4 protein-coding genes are annotated in these 7,953 nt (G+C 46.0%); all 4 read left to right on the top strand.

The genetic code is table 11. The features are described 5' to 3' along the window. The coding region (locus IE103_RS18220; RefSeq protein ID WP_189347862.1) for a DUF4214 domain-containing protein at nt 1-1,091 on the top strand (1,091 nt) is incomplete at its 5' end. Nucleotides 1,092-1,301: 210 nt separating this feature from the next. Continuing rightward, nucleotides 1,302-1,922 carry a response regulator gene (locus IE103_RS18215; RefSeq protein WP_189347860.1) on the top strand — a complete coding sequence of 207 codons (621 nt, stop codon included), beginning with the start codon at nt 1,302-1,304 and terminating at the stop codon, nt 1,920-1,922. Next, nucleotides 1,923-3,692 (top strand): ATP-binding response regulator, encoded by a 1,770-nt coding sequence (locus tag IE103_RS18210; RefSeq protein WP_189347858.1) that lies wholly within the window; start codon nt 1,923-1,925, stop codon nt 3,690-3,692. A 343-nt stretch (nt 3,693-4,035) separates the two neighbouring features. After that, nucleotides 4,036-7,953: DUF4347 domain-containing protein (locus IE103_RS18565; protein ID WP_189347857.1), on the top strand; the 3,918-nt coding region annotated here is incomplete at its 3' end.

The raw sequence follows: 7,953 nt of genomic DNA, 5'->3' as shown, positions 1-7,953 counted from the left end.
AGGCAGGTATTGAGCATGTCGCTGTCAATCCTTTGCCTACGCCATTCTTGAGTGGTAATGATTTGTCTTTGCCGTTTGGCTTAGTCGATTTTGATGTGCAAAAGGCGCCTTTGAATCAGTCTGTTAAATTCTCTTTCTTTACCGATGCGAATGCGCCGATCAATGGCTTCTGGGTACAGGATAAAACTGGTACGTGGGTTAATTTAGCCAGCAATATCTCCTTGATTGATGGTAAATACCGCGTCGATTTGCAGATCACCGATGGTAGTCCATTCGATCTTTCTGCTAAGGGTGATGGGCATATCCATGTTCAGGGTGGGCTTGGTTGGAAACAGTCGGCTTCTGCTTTTAGTAATATTACCGCTGATTGGGATGGTGACGGTATTCCTGATGCGATTGAAACCAAGATGGGCACCAATCCTCTCGTCAAAGATAATAACGTCTTACAAAGTGCTGAGAAATTTGCGATGCAGATGTATCGTGATTTCTTGTTCCGTGAAGCCGATACTGCTGGACTCAATTATTGGGTACAGCAAATTGAACAAGCGGGGATGAGTCGTGCCAAAGTCGCTGCTTCTTTCTTGGCCTCAAACGAGTTCCAACAGGGTGTTGGTAGTTTAGCCCGTCTTTACTTTGGTGCTTTTGATCGTATTCCTGATCGTGATGGTCTCGATTATTGGATCAAACAATATAACGCGGGCATGTCTTTGTCTTCGATCAGTAATGCCTTTGTTGCGAGCACTGAATTTCAGCAAAAATATAGTGCTATCGACAATGCTCAGTTCATCGATCTGGTCTATCAGAATGTCTTACACCGTCCTGCGGATGCTGCTGGTAAGACCTATTGGGTCAATCAACTCTCTAGCGGTGTTAACCGCGGTGATCTGCTCGCTAGCTTTACCGAATCGACTGAGTTCAAAGCCGCTTCTCAAGCCAAGGTTGCGCTCACCCTCGACTTCGTCGGCCTGCTTGGGCGTGCTCCTGATCCCGCTACTTTTAATGAATTACTCAATCAACCAAATTCCGACTCTGTTACCCTCATTGGTCAGTTTATTAGTTCGGATGAGTATATTGGGCGTTTTTTAGAATAAGGCTAGTGTCTCTCTCCATCAAAAAGACTGCGTTAGCAGTCTTTTTGATTTATTCCTTAGCCTTCTATTAATTGCGCTGATTTACACAACTAAGCAAACTGAGTGAATCCATCTAAATTGATGCCATAATATATGGTGAATTTACTTCAGAGATTCGCGCAAACTAATTTAACGCCAAAGATTCTACTTTTTGTAGTTAAACGAACTCCCATGGCAACTAAAACCATACTTCTCATTGATGACCACAGTTTGTTTCGTAGTGGCTTGCGGACCTTAATTTTAAATAGTCTGGCCGACATCGACATTATTGAATCAGCCTCACTAGAAGAAGCTATGCGTTTAGCCAATACAACGCTAGATTTACTTTTATTAGACATTAAGTTGCAGGGTTTAAATGGCTTAGACGGAGCCGCATTACTGAAACGAAAATGGCCAGGCTGTCCAATTATTGTTATTTCGGCAGACGACTCATCCGACACCATTCGTTTAGCACAAGAGCGAGGTGCGCATCATTTTATTTCTAAAGGAAACTCAGCCGAAGAGATTTTACGTGCCATTAAACTTGCCTTAGATCAGGGAAAAAGAGCCAAGGAATTTACACAAAATGAATCGGGATTATCTCCAACAAATAGTAAACCTCTACTGACACCGCGACAGTACGAAGTCTTAGATCTGCTATGCAAAGGCTTATCAAATAAAATGATTGGCCGCCAATTAGATCTATCCGAGAACACGGTTCGCTGTCATGTGCAAGTATTACTGGCAACTTTCAACGCATCGAACCGCGCTGAAGCCGCATTTACTGCTCGCCGTATGGGATTAGTCGCCTGAATGTTACACGCATCAATATCTGTCGAAAAAAATATTCGTATCGAGTTACAACTTCTATTGATGCGTAATCTCGGTAGCTCTATGCTACCGGGAATACTGGTCGCGCTGGTACTCTTCTTCACTTTAAAAAATGAGCACAATCGTGTTGCATTAGGTATTTGGTGTGCCGCTGTCACGCTATCAAAACTAATCGATGTTTATGATGCGAGAAAATTTATTCAACACGGTATACAAGCTGATCAAGTCGACCATGTACAAAAACGCCTCATGTTATTGCACGCTATCGATGGTGCAGTTTGGGGGGCACTTGCTTGGATAGGCCTACAAACGGCAAGTACCGCTGGCAGCGTTTTGATCTTAGCCGTACTCGCAGGCATTGCAGCAAACTCAATGTCAATTTTATCGCCCGTCTTGCCAGCATTCGCGCTCTTCCTATTGTTTGAACTTGGCTCTATGGTCTATGCTGTTATCAGCTTAAATGATCCTGCGTATTGGGCAATCGGTATTGCCGTTGGTATGTATGCCATTACTTTGATGGGTCAAGCCTATAACACCTCACGCACCGCACGCGCCTCGATTCAACTACGCTTCGAAAATCTTGATTTGATTGAACAGCTGAGTTCTGCGACGAAAAAAGCAGAACAAGCTTTAGTTGCAGCAGAAAAAGCCAACGCCGAAAAGTCACATTTTTTAGCCGCAGCGAGCCATGATTTACGCCAACCGATTCATGCACAAGGTCTGTTTTTGGAAGTTTTACAATCAACGAATTTATCTACCGAACAAAAACAACTTGTAGAGAGTATCTGTTCCGCAGCAAATGCAACAACTGAAATGCTACACACATTACTTGACTACTCGCGTATCGAAGCTGGCGTAGTAGAGACTCAGGTTAGAGCATTTCGATTGCAACATATCCTAAATAAGATTGAGAATGAGCTAGCACCGCAAGCCAATATCAAAGGCCTCGTTTATCGTTCTCCAGAAACACATCATGTTGTTTTTTCTGACCCGACCTTGGTTGAAATGATTATCCGCAACCTCGTGAGCAACGCGATTCGTTATACAAATGAAGGTGGCGTCCTCATCTCTGCGAGGAAAAAACAAGGACAATTAAGTCTAGAAGTTTGGGATACTGGGATTGGTATAGCAAGCACATCTTTTGACGATATCTTCAAAGAATTTCAACAACTCGGAAACAGTGAGCGTGATCGACAAAAAGGACTGGGTTTAGGTCTCTCTATTGTACAAAAAATGGTGCAAATCTTAGGCCTAAAGCTTCAATTAGCATCGCGCTTAGGCAAAGGAAGTGTATTCAAAATACAGTTACCCTTAGCGCACGTCAACGTGCTCGAAGACGAACCGAAAGATACACCCGCGGAAGTACTCCATCTACATGCAAGAATTCTCGTGATCGACGATGATACGAGCGTTCGCCATGCAATGGCCAGCTTGTTGACACAGTGGGGCTGTACTTGCGATCTTGCCGCATCAATGCAAGAAGCCAATTCGATTGCTAGGTCGCATACGCCTGACCTAATTATTAGCGACTATCGTCTCAGAGATCACTGCAAAGGGACAGAAGTCATCGACGCAGTGCGTGCAATTTGTGGAACTAGTATTCCCGCCATTTTAGTCACAGGGGATACCGCACCAGTGCGATTAAGAGAAGCAAGTGCTTCAGCATTACCGTTACTACACAAACCAGTTTCACCATCGCAATTGCATACTCAACTTTCTCTTATATTGACCGCAACATCAGCAACACACTGAAAATACGATACTTATTTTTAAGACTTAGAAAGACTGCGATATTTAAAATCATCATCGCAGATATCGAATTTCCCTAAGCTGTCGAATACAAAATCCACCCCTCTATAGTCTGATCAGACTATAGACATTCCCCTCCTCAGGCACGATGATTCGTTACCATCTTAGGTAAGTATTTTTGAACAATAAATACGCTTTCCACGCTGTCAAAATAAAACTTACTAAAACATTGGTGTCACTACACAAATTAACGATTCTCTCCGCATGTGAAATGTAAACATGTCTGACATCAACAGAGAAAAATCACAATCTAGCTTCGCATTTAGTTTGCATTAAGTAAGAACCTATGACTACGTTACACCTTGCATCATCATATTCCGCACAAAATATGAATACATCGCCCGAGAAAGTAATGGACGATAAGGCATCAATTAGCGCCACAACATCTAGCATCGGATCACTGAATCATCTCAACACCAATTCCATCGTTTTTATTGATAGCCGTCTACCAGATTTCGAACAACTAATAGATGCGGTAAAAGCTGGGGCGACTGTCGTTGTGCTCGATAAAACAAAAGATGGCGTCAAACAAATTGCTGATACCTTGCAACAATATAAGAATCTCGACGCGATCTCGATCATTTCACATGGTGCCGATGGTTTGCTTTTGCTTGGGAACACCGCCTTACATCAAGGTAGTTTAAGCAACTATCAAAATGAGCTCCAAATTATTGGTGATGCGCTCAAATCTGATGGTGACTTACTATTGTATGGTTGCGATCTTGCGGCGACGGAGAAAGGACAAAACTTTGTCAACCAACTCGCACTCGCCACCAAGGCAGATATCGCCGCATCAAACAATGATACTGGCGATGCTAATCGTGAAGGTGATTGGGTTTTAGAGATCAGTACTGGGAGCATCAATAATCACTCGACAGCAATCGATCAATTAAAACTAGCGAACTGGTCTCACCTTGCAGCAACCTTAACAGCATCTGATTTGGCGAGTTTGCAAGCGGCGATGGCTACTGCCAATTCAAATGGTGTAAATGACACGCTCACCCTCACCGATGACATTCTCTTTGTATCGAGTGGAAACACCATCACAATAAGCGCCGATTCAGGTCACTCAATAACGATTATCGGCAGCAAAAATAATGCCGGTGGCGCGGTAACCATCGATGCAGGCAATTTAACCCGCGTCATTGATGTTGCCTCGGGAGCCAACGCAAGCATAGAAAACCTAATTATCAAAAACGGTTTAGCTGCAGGCAATGGCGGAGACAATATGGGTAACACTATTGGCCCTGGCCGAGCTGGAACCGATGGTGCTGGTGGAGGAATTCGCAACGCAGGCACGCTCAGCATACATAACAGTACGATCACGGAAAACAAGGCATCTGGTGGTGGCGGTACAGGCGGCGGCTTCGCCAAAGGCGGTGGCGGTGGCGGTGGTGGTGGCTTTGGTGCAGGCTTGGGTGGCACTGGTGGCTTTGATCGGGCAGGTGAAGTGCCAACAGCTCCCAGTGCTGGCATCGGTGGCAATGGGTCAGGCACATCAGGTGGTCAACGTGGTGGATATGGTGGTAGCACGGTCGGCGGCGCAGGAGGTGGCGCAGGTATTCCATACGTTGGTTCTGGTTATAGTATTGGCGGTGCGGGTGCGACAGCCAGTAACGGAAGCATATCGATCGGTGGCGGTGGCGGTGGCGGTGGTGGCTACTTTGTTGGTGGTGCAGGAGGTAGCGCTGTTGGAGGGATTTTTAACAGCGGCACGCTAACGGTTACGAACAGTAGTATTACCAATAATATTGCTGCTGGCGGTGGTGGCGGTGGCGGTGCTGCCTCCAATTATGCAGGCAAAGGAAATGGTGGCGTTGGTGGCAACGGTGTTGGGGGAATTTGGTCGACAGGCACTCTACGTATGGATGCCGCATCTCAAACTTCGCTGACGATTGGAAATAAAGGTGTAGGCGGCTTCGGTGGAACCGCCACGGGGACAGGCAATTTCACAGGTAGTAATGGCAGTAGCAATGATGCTCACTTAGGTACGATCACGCTGTATAGCCCTCCCGCGACATTAAACATCGGTCTATCACATGCAACACTTAAAGCTGGTGATACACAAAATGTGACATTCACATTTTCCGAAGCTGTCACCAATTTCAACATTGCAGACATCTCGATTGCGAATGGCACTTTATCTGGCTTACAAACCAGCGACAATATCACTTACACAGCCATTTTTACGCCAAATGCGAATGTCGATAGCGCCAACAATAAAATCTCTGTCAATCTTGCGGGTACCTATAATTCAACCAATACGCCAGGCGTAGGTACAACGAATAGCAGTAATTTTGTTATAGATACGAAACGACCTACGCTCACTATCAGTAGTGACAACACGGCATTAAAGACAGGCGAATCAGCTGCCATCAGCTTCAACTTCAGCGAAGCGCCGCTTGGATTTAACGCGGGCGATATCTCGGCCAGCGGCGGTATTTTAAGTAATTTCAATGGATCCGGTACAACATGGACCGCGCTCTTTACGCCAACCACAGCAACTAATCAAGGTTCATCCACAATCAGCGTTGCCGCTGGCTCTTACACCGATGCGGTAGGAAATAGCAGTGCGGCCAATAGTAGTCTTACGCTTAGCTTTGATACCAATACACCAGCGATCTCGAGCGTCACAGCACCGGCAAATACAACGCATACAGCAGGTCAGCATCTAGACTTCATTGTCAATTTTGATGAAAACGTCATCGTTACGGGGACGCCATCTATTCCACTCACACTCGATTCAGGCGGGACAGTTGATGCAACGTACTTTAGCGGTAGCGGTTCCTCTGCATTAGTTTTTCGCTACACCGTCGCTAATGGCAATGCGGATGCTAACGGTGTGACACTTGGCACAAATATCATTAGCAATGGCGGCAGCATCAAGGATGCGGGCGGTAATAATGCATCACTAACATTGAACAGCGTAGCCAGCACTGCCGGCGTCTTAGTTGATGGCATTGCCCCAACGATCATTAGTATCAATCGTGTGTCGTCCACACCAACAAATACAGGTACGCTCGATTTCCAAGTGAGCTTCTCTGAGAATGTGGCGAACAATGTTGTCGATATTGGTGACTTCTCACTATCCACCACTGGAATGGTAAATGGCAGTATCGCAAGCGTTTCTGGTTCGAACAATCTATGGACCGTTCGCATTGACAATGTCAGCGGGAACGGCACGCTACGATTAGATTTAAAAAACACTGGCACAGGGATTACTGACATTGCTGGCAATGCGATTGCTGGGGGCTTTACTGGTGGACAAAGCTATACGATCGACAACGCAGGTCCATTAATCAACAGCGTCACTTCATCTGTAATTAACGCCACCTACGACGTCGGTGCAGTGATCCCTATCAATATTACATTTAATGAGAATGTCTATATTACTGGCACGCCACAACTCACTCTTGAGACGGGAAATATTGATCGCACGGTAAATTACGCCACGGGCTCAGGTTCGTCGACAATTACTTTCAACTACACCGTGCAGCTCGGCGACAATTCGACTGGCCTAGATTATCTAAGCAGTACGGCTCTCAACTTAAACGCAGGCGGTATCAAAGACTTGTTAGGCAATAATGCCTTAATTACCCTGCCTACACCTGGAAGTCTCAACTCCTTAAGTAATAACAAAGCAATCGTAGTCGCGACTAACGTCGCTCCAGTGATCACAGGTGCAGTAGCAGGTCAATCCATCAATCAGTCCATGACGATTGCGCCTTTTGCTAATATCGTCATCACCGATCCTGATGTTGGTGCGTCTGAAACCGTCTCCATTACGCTCGATAACGCGGCCAAGGGCGCTTTTACCGCCGCCTCACTCTCCGCTAGTGGCTTCTCCACCGCCGATGGCGGTACAACTTATACCCATGCCGCAGCCTCTCCTGCTGTCATCCAAGCTGCTCTGCGTGCGCTGGTGTTTCAACCGACTGCAGGTCGTCTTACCATCGGTTCTTCTGAGACCGCAACATTCTCGCTCTCTGTCTCTGATGGTATCGCCCCTGCTGTGTTGAATAATGCTACTACCGTCACTATCAATGGCGTCAATGTCGCTCCTACTGCGATTGCGTTAAGTGGTGATTCTTTGCCTGAAACCGCAACCAATAACACCGTCATCGGGAACTTCTCTAGTACCGATAGTAATCCAGGCGATACCCATACCTATGCTTTTGAGAACACCGGTGAACAGAGTAATTAT

It is taken from the genome of Affinundibacterium macrobrachii, from assembly GCF_014652415.1.
In the GTDB taxonomy this organism is placed as follows: domain Bacteria; phylum Pseudomonadota; class Gammaproteobacteria; order Burkholderiales; family Burkholderiaceae_D; genus Undibacterium; species Undibacterium macrobrachii.
The sequence above is the reverse complement of the archived record's forward strand: the minus strand, read 5'-3'. Positions and strand labels throughout refer to the sequence as shown.